This window comes from Paenibacillus tianmuensis, assembly GCF_900100345.1.
Classification (GTDB): Bacteria; Bacillota; Bacilli; order Paenibacillales; family NBRC-103111; genus Paenibacillus_G; species Paenibacillus_G tianmuensis.
This window is the reverse complement of record NZ_FMTT01000002.1, coordinates 31,318-48,294: the sequence shown is the minus strand read 5'-3', so window position 1 is coordinate 48,294 and position 16,977 is coordinate 31,318. Positions and strand designations below refer to the sequence as shown.

Here is a 16,977-nt window from a genome sequence, read left to right as displayed (position 1 = left end):
GCTTAAGCCGACTGCCAGCTTACACCGGATATCTGCTAGAACAGGAGGAACGAATCGCATGAATGCTACCCCTTTATATCCCTTAACGAACGCTCAACAGCGGATATGGTATACCGAATTGATGTACCCGGATACAGCAGCGGCGCTGCTATCGGGAACTGTGAAAATGAAAGGGAAAATAAACCTCGATGCCTTTAAGCAGGCCATGAACCTGGTGATTCGCCAATATGATTCGTTTCGGACCCGGATCACGTCCGAGAACGGCCTGCCGCAGCAATATGTCGTCCCCTATGAGGAGAAGGAATTCGAATGCTTGGATTTGTCGGATTTCAAGAGCCTCGCTGAAGCGGAAACATGGTTGGAACGCCATATACGGACACCTCTGAAGCTGTTTCATTCCGAGCTCTTTCAATTTGTATTTATTAAAATCCATGATGAAGAATATTGGCTGAACATGAAAATTCATCATATTATCTCCGATGGCATTTCGATCGTTCTGTTCGGAAACCAACTGTGCGAGTATTATATCGATCTGATGAACGGACTGGAACCTCGGGTGGGAGAAGAGCAATCGTTTATCGAATATATTCAGACGGAACAAACCTACGAACGGTCGGATCGCTATCAAAAGGATAAAGCGTACTGGCTTGAGAAGTTTTCCTACTTGCCCGAGATGACTGGATTTAAGCCTTACAATCCCTTATCGCTTAGCACGGCGGCAAACCGGAAAGAGTTTATTGTCGATCAGACGCTTTATAACGATGTAAAAGTCTTTTGCCAGGAGCATCAAATCAGCTTGTTTCATTTATTTATGGCGGCCATGTATATTTACATGTATAAAGCTACGACCCAGCAGGACATAACCATCGGCACCGCCTACGGGAACCGGACGACCAAGAAAGAAAAAAACATGATGGGGATGCTGGTAAGCACCGTTACCGCCCGGGCCTTTGTAGACCCGGAAGCCGACTTGATGTCATTTTTGCAAAGGGTAGTCAAGGAGCAGCTTTCCGTCTTGCGCCATCAAAGGTATCCGTATAATCAGTTGATTCAGGATTTGCGGGAAATTCACCGGAATCAAGACCTGCAGCGGCTGTTCGGCATTTCGATTAACTACCGGCCGGTGAGCTGGGTCGATTTGGACGGTGTTCGTATCCAAACGGACTATGATTTTTGCGGGGATGAAGTGAACGATTTTATCCTTCATATCGTAGAAATGCTTGATGAGCAGCAGCTTGCCCTGCATATGGATTATCGAATTCATTTATTTGAAGAAAACGAAATCGTAAGCATCGTTCAACATCTTCTTGCCGTTATTGAAAATATGATTCGCGATCCCTATCAAAAAATATCCGGCATATCGCTGATAGGTGACGACGAAAAGCAAAAGGTATTGACGCTGTTCAACGATTCGGCTGCTGACTATCCCCGGGAAAAAACGATTCATGGCCTGTTTGAAGAACAAGCTGCGCGTACGCCGGAGCACGTGGCCGTTCGATTCGAAGATCGGCAAATGACGTATGGAGAGCTCAATGAACGGGCGAACCGGCTGGCGCGAACGTTGAGGGCCGAAGGGGTCGGGGCGGATTCGCTGGTCGGGATCGTGGCCGACCGTTCCGTCGAGATGATCGTTGGGCTGCTCGCCATCTTGAAAGCCGGAGGCGCGTATGTGCCGGTCGACCCGGAATATCCGGAAGAACGCATTCAGTATATGCTTGAGGATTCCGGTGTACGACTGCTCTTGCTTCAGCATCATCTCAAGGGGCGCATTCCGTTCGGAGGTAAGCTGGTGGACTTGGACGATCCGGCAGCGTACCGCGAGGACGACACGAATCTGGAACCGGCTTCCGGGCCGAATCATCTGGCTTATGTAATCTATACCTCCGGAACGACTGGCAAGCCTAAAGGCACGTTGATCGAGCACAAAAACGTCGTTCGCCTCTTGTTTAACAGCAAAAATTTGTTCGATTTTAACGCTTCCGATACATGGACGTTATTTCATTCGTTCTGCTTCGACTTCTCGGTGTGGGAAATGTACGGGGCGCTGCTCTATGGCGGGACATTGATCGTCGTGCCTCAACTGACGGCAAAAAGTCCCGCGCAATTCCTTCAACTGCTGAAAACCCGGAAGGTCACGGTTTTGAATCAAACGCCGACCTATTTTTACCAGCTCCTTCAAGAGGAGTTAATGAGCCCGGGGAACGAATTGAAGCTGCGGAAGGTGATTTTTGGCGGAGAGGCGCTGAGCCCGTCTTTATTGAAAGACTGGAAGACGAAATACCCGGATACCCGGCTCATCAATATGTATGGAATTACCGAAACGACCGTGCATGTAACCTATAAAGAAATTACCGAAGTGGAGATCGCGCAAGGCAAAAGCAATATTGGCCAACCTATACCGACCTTGCGCGCTTACGTTCTCGATGAGTGGCGACGTCCCCAAGCTATCGGCATTCCGGGAGAGCTGTATGTCGCCGGAGACGGGCTGGCGCGGGGCTATTTAAACCGTGCCGATTTGACCGCAGAGAAGTTCGTGGACAATCCGTTCGAGCCCGGAGAGCGGATGTATCGAACCGGGGATTTGGTCCGCTGGCTCCCGGACGGCAGCATCGAATATTTGGGGCGGATTGACCATCAGGTTAAAATCCGCGGTTACCGGATTGAGCTCGGCGAGGTCGAGGCCCAGTTGTTAAAGACGGACTCCGTACAAGAGGTCGTTGTAATCGCACGGGAAGACGAAGCTGGCCAGAAGTACTTGTGCGCGTACTTTGTAGCGGATTGCGAGCTGACCGTGAGCGAGCTCAGAGGGGCATTGTCTCAAGAGCTGCCGGGCTACATGATTCCGTCCTATTTTGTCCAACTGGAACGGATGCCGTTGACGCCGAACGGAAAGCTGGACCGCCGGGCGCTGCCTGCGCCGGAGGGAACGCTGCAAACGGGAACGGAATACGTTGCCCCGCGCACTTCGACGGAAGCGAAGCTCGCACAAATCTGGCAAGAACTGTTGGGACTGCAGCGCATCGGGGTGAAGGATCATTTTTTTGATATTGGAGGGCACTCTTTACGGGCGACGCTTTTGACGGCACGGATTCATAAAGAAATGAACGGCAGCCTTTCCTTGCGGGATGTGTTTCAAGCGCCGACCATCGAACAAATGGCGCAATTGCTCGTAAGCAGGGAGCGGCTCGCTTACGCTTCCATTCCGGCCGTCGGGGAGAGCGCGTATTATCCCGTTTCATCCGCCCAGAAACGACTGTACGTCTTGAGGCAGCTCGAAGGCGGAGACATCGTCTACAATATGCCGGGCGTGATGACGGTTGAAGGTGCGCTGGACCGGGAGCGGTTCGAAGATGCGTTCCGGCAGCTGATCCTGCGTCATGAAGCGCTGCGCACTTCTTTTGAAGTCGTAGACGGCGAACCGGTGCAGCGGGTGCATTCCAGCGTGGCATTTGCGGTGGGTTATGCCCAAGCGGGCCAAGAAGAAGCGGAAGAACGTCTTCGTGGGTTTGTTCGCGCGTTTGATCTTGATCAGGCGCCGCTGCTGCGCGTGGAGCTGGTCCAGTTGGAGCAGGAGCGCCATCTGCTGCTGTTCGATATGCATCACATCATCTCCGACGGCGTGTCCATAGGCATTCTGACGGAGGAGCTTGTCCGGTTGTATGGAGGGGAAGAACTGCCGCCGTTGCGAATTCAATACAAGGACTATGCCGCATGGCAGCAGGCGGAACTGTCCAGCGAAACGATGAGCAAGCAGGAAACCTATTGGTTAGACGTATTTAGCGGGGAGATTTCGGTTCTCGATCTGCCCACGGATTACAGGCGACCGGCTGTAAAAAGCTTCGCCGGAGATACATTCGAATTTGTCATCGGCAAGCGGCGCAGCGAGGGCCTGAGAACGATTGTGGCGCAGACCGAGGCTACGATGTATATGGTTTTATTGGCTGTTTATACGACGCTGCTTTCCAAATACAGCGGACAAGAAGATATCATTGTCGGCAGCCCGATTGCAGGCCGACCGCATGCGGAACTGGAAAGCATGGTCGGCATGTTTGTCAACACGCTGGCCATCCGGACTTACCCGGCCGGAGAGAAGACATTTGGGGACTATGTGCGGGAAGTCAAAGAAACCTCGTTAAAAGCGTACGAAAACCAGGACTATCCGTTTGAAGCGCTGGTCGAGAAGCTGGACGTGAAGCTGGATTTGAGTCGTAACGCCTTGTTCGACACGATGCTCGTTTTGCAAAATACGGTGCCAGGGAAACAAGAGATCGAAGGTTTGCAGTTTAAAGCGTATCCGCATCGTTCCCACGTGGCCAAGTTTGACCTGACCCTGAATGTGGAGGAAGACGAAGAAGAGCTCGTATGCTTCTTCGAATACGCCCGTACGCTGTACAAGCCGGAAACGGTGGAGCAGCTGACAAAGCATCTGCTGCAGGTGATCGATGCCGTAATCGGGGCTCCGCAGACGAAGCTGTCTTCCATCGAAATCATTACGGCGGAAGAGAAAAGCCGGATTCTGGATGCTTGGGGCGATACGAAAGCGGACTATCCGCAGGAGAAGACCGTCCATCAGTTGTTCGAGGAGCAGGCGGAGCGCACTCCGGAGCGGATTGCAGTCGTATTTGAGGAAAGCCGTCTCACCTATCGCGAGCTGAACCAGCAGGCGAACCGTCTGGCACGAATGTTAAGAGCCGAAGGGGTGCAGGCCGGGCAGTTGGTGGGCCTTATGACCGAACGTTCCATAGAGACGATCGTAGGGCTTTTCGGTATATTAAAGGCCGGGGGAGCCTACGTGCCGATCGATCCCGAATACCCGGAAGAACGAATCCGGTATATGCTGAAGGATTCGGGCGCGAAGCTGCTGCTGACGCAACAACGTTTGCGGGAGTGCGCTTCCTTTGCTGGTAAGCTTGCGCTGCTGGATGACGAAGAGATCTACGATGACGACAGCTCGAATTTGGAGTCGATCGCCGGCCCGCACGATCTGGCGTATGTCATCTATACGTCGGGGACGACGGGTAAACCTAAGGGTGTGCTGGTGGAGCACCGAGGATTGTGTAATTTGAAGCCGTTCTTCGAGCGAACTTTGCGCGTTAACGAGCGGGACAAGGTCGTCCAATTTGCCAGCTTGTCGTTCGATGCCTCTTGCTGGGAAACCTTGATGGCGTTGTTCAACGGGGCCACCTTATGCATTCCTTCGGCGGCTACAATTTTGGATTATCCGCTATTTGTCGGCTTCATGAACGACAACGGGATTACAACGGCGGTGTTGCCCCCGGCTTACGCCACTTACCTGGAGCCGGACAGTCTGCCGGCACTGAAGAGGCTGATCACGGGCGGGTCCGCTTCCTCCACCGAGCTAGTCCGAAAGTGGAGGGACAAGGTCGAGTACTTTAATGCGTACGGTCCGACGGAAGATTCCATCTGTACGACGATCTGGGCAGATTCCGCCGGGACGATGGACGACAGGTCTGTTTCGATCGGCCACCCGATCTTCAATCATCGTATCTACATTGTGGATGCTCATCATCACTTGCTGCCTGTCGGCGTGCCGGGAGAGCTGTGTATCGCGGGCGTTGGATTGGCGCGGGGCTACTTAAACCGTGCCGATTTGACCGCAGAGAAGTTCGTGGACAATCCGTTCGAGCCCGGAAAGCGGATGTATCGTACCGGGGATTTGGCCCGCTGGCTGCCCGACGGCAGCATTGAATATTTGGGGCGGATCGACCATCAGGTCAAAATCCGCGGTTACCGGATCGAGCTTGCCGAGGTGGAAGCAAAGCTCTTGAATGCTGATTCCGTGCAGGAGGCGATCGTGCTCGCGCACGAAGGCGAAGGCGGACAGAAGGACCTGTGCGCGTATTTTGTGGCCGGCAGAACGTTAACCGTAGGCGAATTGCGGGCTGCGTTGGCGGTGGAGCTGCCGGGCTACATGATCCCGTCCTATTTCGTACAGCTGGAGCGGATGCCGCTGACACCGAACGGCAAGGTGGACCGCAAGGCGCTGCCGGCTCCGGAAGGAAGCGTGCGGACGGGGGCGGAATATGTCGCGCCGAGGACGCCCGCAGAGCAGGCGCTGGCCTCCGTTTGGCAAGGGGTGCTGGGAGTCCGGATGATCGGCATTCGCGATAACTTCTTCGAGCTTGGCGGCGACTCGATCAAAGCGATCCAGGTTAGTTCAAGGCTGCTCCAAGCGGGCTATAAGCTGGAAATGAAAGATTTGTTCAAATATCCGATCGTTGCGGAACTCAGCCCGCATCTTCAAGCGGCTTCCCGAATCGCGGAGCAAAGGGAAGTGAGCGGAGCCACGAAGCTGACGCCGATCCAGCATTGGTTCTTTAAGAGGCAGACGGCGGATCTCCATCATTTCAACCAAGCGGTGATGCTGCACCGTGAGGGGGGCTTCGACGAAGCCGTACTTCGTTTGGCGATCCGTGCGATGGCGGAGCATCATGACGCGCTACGCTTGGTGTTCCGTCAGACGGAACGTGGTATCGAAGCGTGGAACCGTAGGGCGGACGAAGGCGAGCTTTACAGCCTTGATGTCTTCGATTTCACAGGAGAGGCGGATTGCGCTGCTATCGTTGAAGCCAAAGCGTCTGAAATTCAAAGCGGCATCAGCCTGAGCGAAGGACCGCTGATGAAGCTCGGTTTGTTCCGCTGCGCCGATGGGGATCATCTGCTGATTGCCATTCATCATCTGGCGGTCGACGGGGTATCATGGCGGATTTTGTTCGAAGATCTGACCGCCGGTTATGAACAAGCGGCGAGCGGGCAGACGGCCGACGGACAAGCCATCCGACTACCGCACAAAACGGACTCCTTCAAGCTCTGGGCAGAGCGGCTGTCGCTGTATGCGAACAGTCCGGCGATGGAAAGCGAGCGGGCGTACTGGCGGCAGCTCCGGCAGACGAAGACAGAGCCGCTGCCGAAGGATGACGCGCAAGAGAGGGCATTGGAGCGAGACAGCGAAACGATTACGATCCGGTGGACGGAGAAGGAAACGGAGCAATTGCTCAAACAAGCGCACCGGGCGTACAACACGGAGACGAACGATCTGCTGCTGGCTGCGTTGGGAATGGCGGTTCACGAATGGTCCGGCATCGGGCAGGTGCTTGTCAATCTGGAAGGGCACGGCCGGGAACCGATCATTCCGGACATCGACATTACCCGTACTGTGGGATGGTTTACAAGCCAATATCCGGTGGTCCTGGACATGGGAGCGGACCGGGACGTATCGCGCCGGATCAAACGGGTCAAGGAAGAGCTGCGCCAAATTCCGCATAAAGGAATCGGCTTTGGCATCCTGAGCTATTTGACTGCGCTGGAAGAGGACAGCTCCCTGGAGGTAAAACCGGACATCAGATTTAACTATTTGGGCCAATTTGACCAGGATTTGTCAACGAACGGGCTGCAGGTTTCGCCTTATTCGACCGGTACGGCGATGAGCGGAAACGCGGAACGGCATTGCGCGCTCGATATTAACGGGATGATTGCCGGAGGTGCCTTGACGCTGACGATCGGTTACAGCGGCAAGCAGTACCGTAGAGAGACGATGGAACGGTTCTCCGGCCTGCTGCGGGCAAGTCTTCAAGAGATCATTGGGCATTGCGTCGCGAAAGAGCGGACGGAATTGACGCCCAGCGACGTTCTGCTGAAGGGACTGGCCATTGAGGAACTGGATGCTTTAGTCGAACAGACGGGACACCTTGGCGACATCGAGAACGTGTACAAGCTGACGCCAATGCAGAAGGGCATGCTGTTTCACAGCCTCCTGGAGCCGGATTCGGGAGCGTATTTTGAACAAGCGGCGTTTGACCTGCGGGGGACCTTTGATGTGGAAGCCTTCGCCAAAAGCTTGGACGCTCTGGTACAGCGGCATGACGTTTTGCGGACAAACTTTTACAACGGTTGGAAGGACCTGCCGCTGCAGATCGTCTACCGTAACAAAAAGAGGAGCTTTGCTTATGAGGATTTGCGCGGGATGGACGAGGCGGAGCGGAATGCGTATATCGAGGCGTATGCCGCAGAGGATAAGGCCAGAGGCTTCGACTTAACGCAAGACGGGCTGCTGCGCGTGTCGATCCTGCGTACGGGTGAAGAAGCTTATCGGATGCTATGGAGCTTTCACCATATTATTATGGATGGCTGGTGCCTCCCTCTCATTACGCAGGAAGTGTTCGAGCATTATTTCGCCATCCGGGAACGGCGGCAGCCCTCGCTTGCTCCGACGCTGCCGTACAGCCGGTATATCGAATGGCTCGACCGGCAAAATGACGAAGAAGCCTCCCGGTATTGGCTCGGGTATCTGGAAGACTATGAGCAGCACACAACGCTGCCGTTTGCCAGCCTCACGGGTAAGGAGAAAGGCTATGTTTCGGAGCAGTTCGAATGTGACCTGGGCATGGAACTGACCCGGCGTATCGAAGAAGCTGCGAAGCAGCATCAAGTGACGGTCAGCACGCTGATGCAAGCGGTATGGGGACTGATGCTTCAGAAATACAATGGCCAGAGGGACGTTGTTTTCGGAAGTGTCGTTTCGGGAAGACCGACGGAAATACCGGGCATCGAAAGCATGATCGGGTTATTTATCAATACGATCCCGGTACGTGTCCGGACGGAGGAACATGCGACTTTTGCGGAAGCGGTCAAAAAGCTGCAGGAGCAGTATTTGGCGTCGCATGCGTATGATACGTATCCGCTCTACGAGATTCAGGCGCAAGCCGGACAAAAACAACCTTTGATCACGCATATTATGGTGTTCGAAAACTATCCCGTTGAACAGCAGATGCTGCAATTGGGAAGCGGCAGTCCGGCAGACTTTGAGATTACGGACGCTGAGATGTTCGAACAAACGAGCTATGATTTTAACCTGATTGTCCTGCCCGGCGAAGCTTTCAGGATTGTTTTCCGTTACAATGCTTCCGTTTATGAGCCGGCAAGCATCGAACGGATTCAAAGGCATCTGGTTCATATGCTGAATCAAATCGCGAACGACCCGCATATCAAATTGAGCGAGCTTGAGCTGGTCACGCCGGAAGAAAAGGCGCTGATGCGCAGCATTGGAGAGACTGCGACGAGCGATTATCCGAAGAACAAGACGCTCCAGCAATTGTTCGAGGAGCAGGCGGAACGTACGCCGGATGCCGTGGCGGTGATTTTCGGGGACAAGCAACTGACGTATGGCGAGCTGAACGAACGGGCAAACGGATTGGCGCGCACGCTGCGGACCGAAGGCGTAGGGCCGGATCAGCCCGTAGGGTTCATGGTTGAGCGTTCCTTGGAGATGATCGTCGGGATTTTCGGCATCTTAAAAGCCGGAGGAGCTTATGTGCCGATCGATCCGGAATATCCGGAGGAGCGTATCCGCTACATGCTGGAAGATTCGGGCGCGAAGCTGCTGCTGACCCATCCGCAAGTGCAGAGAAAGGTAAACTTCGCCGGGATTGTCCTGGATTTAACGGATCTGCGGCATTATCAAGCAGGAAAAGACAACCTCCCGCCGCTTCACGGCTCCGAGACGCTTGCGTGCATTATGTATACTTCCGGTTCTACGGGCAATCCGAAAGGCAATCTGACGATGCACTTTAACATCAGCCGCGTGGTCAAGGAGACGAACTATATCCGGTTTACGCCAAAGGACCGGGTGCTGCAGCTATCCAGCTTCTCGTTCGACGGTTCGACGTTCGACATTTACGGGGCGCTGCTGAACGGAGCCGCTCTAGTGCTGATCGCCCGCGATGAGGTGATGGATGCACGCGAGCTGTCGCGTGTGCTGCTTGCGCAGCGGATCACGAAATGCTTCATGACGACGGCGCTTTTCAATACGCTGGTGGACATCGACGTCGATTGCTTGGCAACGCTGGAAGCGGTGCTGTTGGGCGGTGAGAAGGTATCGGCAGGCCATGTGCGGAGAGCGTTGGCGCGTCTGGGGCCAGGCCGTTTGATCCATGTCTACGGACCGACGGAAAGCACTGTATATGCCACGTACTACCGAATCGACCATTTGGACGAGAAGGCGGGAACCGTGCCTATCGGCAAGCCTGTCAGCCATACGTCGGTTTATGTGTTGGATCGCGATCAACGTCTGCTGCCGGCAGGGATACCGGGAGAATTGTACATCGCGGGGGACGGCTTGGCCAGAGGCTATCTGAATCGTCCGGAGCTGACGGACGAGAAGTTCATTCCTTCCCCGTTCTCGCCGGGCGGCAGGCTGTACCGGACCGGGGATCTGGTGAAATGGCTGGAGGATGGAAATCTCGAATATATCAGCCGGATCGACGCCCAGGTGAAGATTCGCGGCTATCGAATCGAGCTCGGCGAGGTGGAGAAGCAGCTTCTGAAAGCGGAGGCGGTCCAAGAAGCGGTCGTCATCGCACTGGAAGACGAGGGCGGACATAAGCGGATGGGCGCGTACTTCGTGGCTGACAAAATACTGACGGCGGGCGAATTGCGTGCCGCCTTGGCGCAAGAGCTGCCGGAGTATATGATCCCTTCCTACTTCGTGCAGTTGGAACGGATGCCGCTGACGCCGAACGGCAAAATCGACCGCAAGGCGTTGCCCGCACCTGAAGGAAGCGCGAGCGGCGGATCCGAATATACGGCGCCACGAACCCCGCTGGAAGCGAAGCTGGTCCGCATTTGGAAGGAATTGCTCGGACTGGAAAAGGTTGGGGTGAAGGACAACTTCTTCGAACTTGGCGGACATTCCTTGCGCGCCACGACGCTGGTTAGCAAGGTGCACAAGGAGATGAATGTCGAGTTCCCGCTGCGTGACGTGTTTCGCTGCGTGACGGTTGAAGAGATGGCTCAAGCGATTGCCCGTATGGAAGAACGCCTGTACGTATCTATCCCGAAGATCGAGGAAAAGAAGTACTATGCGTTATCTTCCGCGCAGAAGCGGCTGTTCATTCTGCATCAGTTGGAAGGGGCGGAGCAAAGCTATAATATGCCGGGCGTCATGATGGTTGAAGGCTTATTGGACCGGCATCGGCTGGAGAAAGCTTTCCGGCAGCTGATCCGGCGTCATGAAACGCTGCGGACCGGCTTTGAAACGGTGAACGGCGAGCCGGTACAGCGGGTGCACCCGGAAGTGACGTTTGCGGCAGCGTATGTCGAGGCGCGAGAAGAGGACGCGACAAAGCACGTCCGCAGCTTTGTGCGGGCGTTCGATTTGCAGCAGCCGCCGCTGCTACGCGTAGGTTTGATCGAGTTGGGAGCAGAACGTCATCTGCTGATGCTCGACATGCACCATATCATCTCCGACGGTGTGTCCGTGAACATTTTGATCGAAGAGTTTGTCCGGTTGTACGAGGGGGCGGAACTGCCGCCGCTGCGGATTCAGTATAAGGATTATGCGGCATGGCAGCAGGCGGAAGTCCGGAGCGAACGAATGAACCGACAGGAAGCGTACTGGCTGGACGTGTTCCACGGGGAAATCCCGGTGCTGGATCTGCCGACCGATTACCCGAGACCGGCGGTGCGCAACTTCGAGGGCGACACGGTGACGTTTGCTGTTGGCCAAGCCGGAAGCGAACGGCTCCGGCAGCTTGCGGCGCAAACCGGCTCCACGCTATATATGGTGCTGCTTGCGGCTTACATGACGCTGCTGCACAAATATACGGGGCAGGAAGACGTCATCGTGGGCACGCCGGTTGCGGGCCGTCCGCATGCAGACCTGGAGCCGGTGATCGGGATGTTCGTCAATACGCTGGCGCTGCGCAGCTATCCGGCCGGCGAGAAGACGTTCCTCGGGTACCTGCAGGAAATCAGGGAGCATGCGCTCAAGGCGTACGAGCACCAGGATTATCCGTTCGAGGAGCTGGTCGAGAAGCTGAATGTGAAGCGGGACATGAGCCGCAGCGTGCTGTTTGACACAATGTTCGTACTGGAAAACATGGAGGAAGGCGTGCTGGGCATCGAAGGCTTGTCGTTCAAGCCTTACCCGAGCGGGCACGACGCGGTGAAGTTCGATTTGACGCTTAGTGCCGTCGAGGCGGGGGACGAGCTGGAGTTTGGCCTCCGGTATGCCGGGGCGCTGTACAAGCGAGAAACGGTCGAACGGATGGCGGGCCACTTCGTCCGACTGCTTGGAGCCATTGCGGACAACCCGCAGGCGAAGCTGGCGGAGCTGGAGATGATCACGCCGGAGGAAGCGGCTCAGCTTCAGTCGGAGTTTAACGATACGGCGGATGACCGATATCCGCAAAACAAGACGCTGTATGCGGTCTTCGAGGAGCAGGTCGAGCGCTCGCGTGATCGGATAGCCGTGGTGTTCGAGGATGATCAACTGACCTACGGCGAGCTGAACGAGCGGGCGAACCGCGTGGCTCGCGTGCTGCGGGCGCGTGGGGTCGCGGCGGATCAGCCGGTGGCGATGCTGGTGGAGCGGTCACTGGAGATGATCGTCGGAATGCTGGCGGTGCTGAAAGCGGACGGTGCGTATGTGCCGATCGATCCGCAGCATCCGGAGGACCGGATTCGCTTCGTGCTGGAGGATAGTGGGGCGAAACTGCTGCTGACGCAAAGCTGGCAGCAGACCAAAGCGGTGGATTTCCGCGGCGAAGTATTGTGCCTGGACGAAGCGGGGCTGTACGAAGGCCCGGCGGAGCACGGCGCGAACCTGGAGCCGGTGTCCACGGCGAACAATCTGGCATACCTGATCTACACATCGGGAACGACGGGGCAGCCGAAAGGAGTCATGATCGAGCAGCGGAGCGTAGTGAATTTTACGCTGAGCCTGTTTGAGCCGATCTATGCGGCGCATCCGGAGTACCGGAACATGGCGCAGCTGGCGCCGTACGTGTTCGACATGTCGGTGAAGCCGATCTACGGGGCGCTGCTGCTGGGGTTGACGCTGCACATTGTGCCGGAAGAGACGCGGATGGACGGGGAAAAGCTGCTAAAGTTTTTCCGTGAGCACGATATCGACATCACGGATGCGACGCCGACGTACCTGGCGATTCTGGTGCAGGCGGCTGAAGCCGGCAGCAGCGCAGCGGGCGCGAAGCACTATGTAATCGGCGGCGAGGCGTTGACGACGAAGCTCGTGAAGTCGTTCTGGTCGACGTTCGGCGAGCAGGTGAAGCTCACGAACGTGTATGGACCGACGGAGTGCACGGTCGACTCGACGATCTACGAGGTGGAGCCGCAGCGCTTGGCGAAACTGGCGGACACGGTACCGATCGGGCGGCCGCTGCCGAACCAGAAGATCTGGATACTCGACGCGGGGCAGCGGCTTGTGCCGATCGGCGTAGCAGGCGAGCTGCACATCAGCGGAGCGGGCGTAGCGCGCGGCTATAATCGGAGGCCGGAGCTGACGGAAGAGAAGTTCGTGCCGAATCCGTACGAGACTGGTGGACGAATGTACAAGACGGGCGATTTGGCTCGCTGGCTGCCAGACGGCACGATCGAATATTTGGGCCGGATCGACCATCAGGTGAAAATCCGCGGGTACCGGATCGAGCTGGGCGAGGTGGAAGCGCAGCTCTTGAAGGTGGAGCCTGTACAAGAGGCGATCGTTCTGGCACGGGAGGACGAAAGCGGCGCGAAGCAGTTATGCGCATATTTCCTGGCAGCCCGATCCCTGACGGTAAACGAACTCAGAGCGGCACTGTCGCGGGAAATACCGGCCTATATGATCCCGTCGTACTTTGTGCAGGTGGAGCGGATGCCGCTGACGCCGAATGGAAAGATCGACCGCAAAGCGCTGCCTGCGCCCGAAGGAAGCGTCCCGACGGGAATGGAATACGTAGCTCCGCGCACGTCGCTGGAAGCCCGGTTGACGGAAATTTGGCAGGAGGTGCTCGGCCTTCCGAACATTGGGGTTCAGGATAACTTTTTCGATCTTGGCGGACATTCTTTAAAAGTTCTGCAAATGCTCCAGAAGGTTTCGGTGGAATTGGACGTTCAAGTTCCTCTGCATACGGTGTTTAAAATGCCGACCGTCGAAGATATGGCTTATGAAATCGGCAAGCGCGAGGCGGAAAAGGCATTTGGCAGCGAGGAGAACGACATTGTACGCTTGAACGAGAAAGGACCGGTCAATGTTTTCTGCTTCCCTCCGTTGGCGGGATACGGCATCGGGTATTACGAAATGGCAAGGCAGCTTGAAAATCATTGTGTCGTCTACGGTTTAGAGTTTATCGGGGATCGTTCTTCTCATGAGGACATGCTGGAGCAATATATCGATTCCATTCGGAGTATTCAACAGCAAGGGCCTTATATCTTCCTGGGTTATTCGATCGGGGGCAGTCTGGCATTCGAGGTGACCAAGGCTATGGAGAATCGGGGATACCAAGTGTCGGATATTATTATGATCGATACGTTAAGACGTACGGAAACGATCGAATCCTCGCCAGAGGGAACGTCCGATCAGATCGAGCAAATACTGGCTGGGCTTTCCGACACGTACAAATCCTACCTGACGGAACCGTCCGTTCGGGAAAAAGTGAAAAACAAAATGTACGCCTATGCTTTGTACCGGGATGGGCTCCTCAATACCGGAGCCGTTCAAGCGAACATTCACGCTTTGGTTGCCGGCGGTTCGGCTGCGGGAATCGCTGCTCCGGATGATGCTTTATTATGGCGGCAGGCTACGCTGAACCACTATGCCGAATATGAAGTCGTCGGAAGTCACGATGTGGTGCTTGATGCCGGATTTATCGAGGAAAACGCCAAGGTTCTCCGTACTATCGTAAAAAAAGTGATTCAGGAGACCCGCCAGTTAAATCCGACGCTTTTGTAGCAAACGGATTTGAAAAACGTGTCGGCGTTTCCGTGGAGCAGAGAAAGAAAGAGCCGACGGACAAGTAAACCGTCGGCTAGAACGATAAATCACCCGTTAGGGTGGTTTTGTTCTTTTTAGTTTTAATTATAAAACATAATGGATTTGTTATATTTTAATGATGGCTATCATATCATCTCCGTCTTCGTCCATACCGACGTCAACGAAACCAAAGCTGGCGTAGAAGTCTTTCGCTACAGGATTATTGGGATTGTAGCAGATCTCGATTTCTTCCAATCCATCTGTCTGTCTAATTTCATCAAGGGCCAGCAGTAAAGCTTTGCGCCCAATACCTTTGTTCTGATAGTTCTCATCCACCATAAAACGCCAAATCGATATTTTCCCTTTTGTCTTCGGAACCCACATAAAAAATCCAACAGGCTTGCCGTCTAGACAAATTGCGCGTGTTTGATAGGATGGATTGAATTTTGACTCCACGAGCGACCACATATTTTCTGATACATAATCGTATTGGTCCTCAGCTACGCTTAAGTCACAAACCTCTTCATAATTGTTCTTATCCACATCTGTTAGGGTTATATTCATTTTATGATAAATCTCCTTTTGCATCGTGCAATTTTTGGAACGGCTGCGTTTGGCGCGCGAAAAATATAAAATATGATCGCGCTAAACGCCGAGCGTGGCGTGCCAATTGCGCCAGCGTCGGGCATTGGAAAGGTTTCTTGCGGATGGCATTTAAAATGGAATTTGTTCCGTGGTAAACCCATAATCACGCTCTTCCGCCCACGCTTGCAGGCCGTTCCAGAAAGCTTCGCACGTCAGGAAGACGCGGTCCGGGTCGGATAGCTCGCCGGACAGCACGAGCTGTGCCAGCGCATCAAAGCCTTCCGGCCGGTCGGGCAGGGTCATTGCTTCGGGAATGACCTTGGCTCCCGTAGAGTAGGTCGTCCGATGATGCAGCCCGATGAGCATCGCGGCATATTGCGCGGTCTCCATGGCCAGATAAGGCAGGTACGTCCGCGGGCCTTGGGCGTTGGCATTGCGCCATTTGCCGGCGAATTCGAACATTTCGCCGACCAGAATGCCGCGGATGCTTTCGCGGAAATCGGCTTCGTCCGGCGACTGGACCGCCGCTATCAGGTCATCGAAAAAGCCGTCCGGGTCGTACAGCGGCAGAGCCGTAAGGAAGGCGCCGTGGGACAGAGGCCATGTATCTTCGACGGTCCGCGCGTACTGCAGCAGCTCCTCCTCGCTGTACACGTTTACCTCCGCTTTCCAGGCGCCGGCCGCCCATTCGTGGCTGAAGTCGACCGGTTCGTCTTCCGTGTTGAGAACGCAAAGCATCTCGGTGTCGGAGTAAGGTCCGTCGGTGCCTCGCGCCATAGAGCCGTAGAGGCCGATCGCTTTTATTTTGTCGCCGTAAACCTGCTTAAGCCGGTCGGCAATTTCGCGGGCAATGGCCCGTCTTTCTTCTTTGGTTATCGCCTGTGGTCCGTTCATTCGTTTGCACGCTCCTTGATAAAAATAATGTTTGTTTCGCGCACTGCTTCGAACGGAGGCGGCGGTCCCCGGGGTTAACGGGGGACTTTTAGGCGAGGCATGAGCATCGATCTCCTTTTGGCAAAAATGTACGATTGTCTTATTCTTACGCGCGAGAGGGGAATAAGGTTTCAACAAAATCCGGCTATGCTTTTTTCGGCCAGAAGGTATAGCTGAAGCTCCATATAAAGTCGATCCCCAGTATGACCGCCCAACGCGAGATCATGCTCCACAACTCCGTCGTCCGGCTTTCGTCGTCGACGAACCAGATCATGCCGAGCAGAATCACGCTGCCGATGATCCAGGCCAGCAGGTGAAGAAACCACGTCTGCCGCTCGCGACCGGCATGGGCGGCGCCGTGCTTCGGCTTCGGCTCGGGCGCCGGAGCCCCTGCGAACCGGTGTGCGAAACGTACGTCGGCCCACCGGATCATCCGGTGGCCAAAGGCGACGGATACACCGATATAAACGGCGGCGAGGCTGTGTACGAAGCTCGCGGTCGCCCCGCTGCGCAAATCAATGACGGTCGCGATAATCAGGACCAGATCGACCACCGGCGTGGCGACCAGCAAAAGAGCTCCGATTCGTTTCAAACCCAAAATATAACGGAAGACAAGTCCGGCGACGACAAATACCCAAAAGCCAATTTCACAACCGACAATAAATGCGGCTATCGTCATACAATCAGTCCTT

Annotated in this window: 4 protein-coding genes; 1 reads left to right on the top strand and 3 read right to left on the bottom strand. The window is 55.2% G+C overall.

From position 1 onward, the window contains the following. The first annotated feature begins 58 nt into the window (after positions 1-58). Positions 59-14,746, top strand: coding sequence for a non-ribosomal peptide synthetase (locus BLO51_RS01885; RefSeq protein WP_090666259.1), 14,688 nt, complete (start codon positions 59-61; stop codon positions 14,744-14,746). A gap of 147 nt (positions 14,747-14,893) precedes the next feature. On the opposite strand, the gene BLO51_RS01880 is transcribed toward BLO51_RS01885, so the two are convergent. From BLO51_RS01880 to BLO51_RS01870, 3 genes are all read right to left on the bottom strand, one after another. Then, positions 14,894-15,355 (bottom strand): GNAT family N-acetyltransferase, encoded by a 462-nt coding sequence (locus BLO51_RS01880; protein ID WP_217266672.1) that lies wholly within the window; start codon positions 15,353-15,355, stop codon positions 14,894-14,896. Positions 15,356-15,481: 126 nt separating this feature from the next. Beyond that, a complete protein-coding gene (locus tag BLO51_RS01875; RefSeq protein ID WP_090666255.1) occupies positions 15,482-16,246 on the bottom strand; it encodes an ANT(4')-I family aminoglycoside nucleotidyltransferase in 765 nt (254 codons plus the stop codon). A gap of 184 nt (positions 16,247-16,430) precedes the next feature. Continuing rightward, positions 16,431-16,964, bottom strand: coding sequence for a hypothetical protein (locus BLO51_RS01870; protein WP_090666252.1), 534 nt, complete (start codon positions 16,962-16,964; stop codon positions 16,431-16,433). Between the last annotated feature and the right edge of the window lie 13 nt (positions 16,965-16,977).